Genomic DNA, 1,057 nt, shown 5'->3' with positions numbered 1-1,057 from the left:
GCGGCGCCGAACACCGGCACGTGCTCCGGCCGGTCCAGCGCGTGCACGGCGCGGCGGGCGAAAACCAGACCCTCCAGCAGCGAGTTCGAGGCCAGCCGGTTGGCCCCGTGCACGCCGGTGCAGGCGACCTCGCCCACCGCCAACAGCCCGGGCACCGAGGTCCGGCCGTCGTGGTCGGTCAGCACGCCGCCCATCCAGTAGTGCGAGGCCGGACGCACCGGCAGCGGTTGCCGCGTCCAGTCGAAGCCCAGCGACCGGACGGTGGCGTCGATCATCGGGAACCTAGCGGCCAGGTAACCGGCGCCCTTCTCCCGCTCTATCCCGGTGGCGTCCAGGAAGACCTGCGGCACCAGCCCGTTTTCCTCCTGCAGCCGGAGCCGAGTGTGGATGCAGCGCGAGACCACGTCGCGGGGCGCCAGCTCGGCGTCCGGGTGCAGCGCCGGCATGAACCGCTCCCCCGCCGCGTCCACCAGCACGGCCCCTTCGCCGCGTACCGCCTCTGAAATCATGAAGGCCCTGCCGCCGGTCGCCGCCGGGTCCAGCAGGGTGGGGTGGAACTGGATGAACTCCAGGTCGGCCAGCGCCGCACCCGCTTCCCAGGCCAGCGCCGCGCCGTCGCCGGTGGCGGCCGCGGGGTTGGTGGTGGCCGGATACAGCTGCCCGGCACCGCCGGTCGCGAGGATCACGACGTCGGTGTCCAGCCGCGCGGTCAGGGCGCCTGATTCCGCGTGCAGCAGCTCCACGCCCGCCACGCGCGCGCCGGCCGTGAGCAGCCGCCGCACCATCGTGTGCTCAAGGATTTCCAGCCGGCCGGCGTCCGCCAGCCGGCGGACCACCCGGATCAGCACTTCGGCGACGCCGGCCCCGGTGCGGTCGCCGCCGGCGTGCAGGATCCGCGGCGCGGAGTGGGCCCCTTCCAACCCGAGCGACAGTTCGCCGCCGTGCCGGTCGAAGGCCACGCCCCACTCTTCCAGGGTGGCGATTTCCGCCGCCGCACCTGCGCACAGCAGGCGGACGGCGCCGTCGTCGTTCATGAAGGCGCCGGCGGCGAGCGTGT

1 protein-coding gene is annotated in these 1,057 nt (G+C 74.1%); it reads right to left on the bottom strand.

Annotated features, from left to right (window positions below):
• Window positions 1-1,057, bottom strand: a 1,057-nt coding sequence (locus AC5RV2_RS18315) for an L-aspartate oxidase (protein ID WP_494093512.1), incomplete at both ends; no start/stop codon positions are given.

The sequence above is a fragment of the Arthrobacter sp. Y3225116 genome, assembly GCF_059091245.1.
Note: the sequence above shows the minus strand (reverse complement) of the source record. Positions and strands in the feature narration are given on the sequence as shown.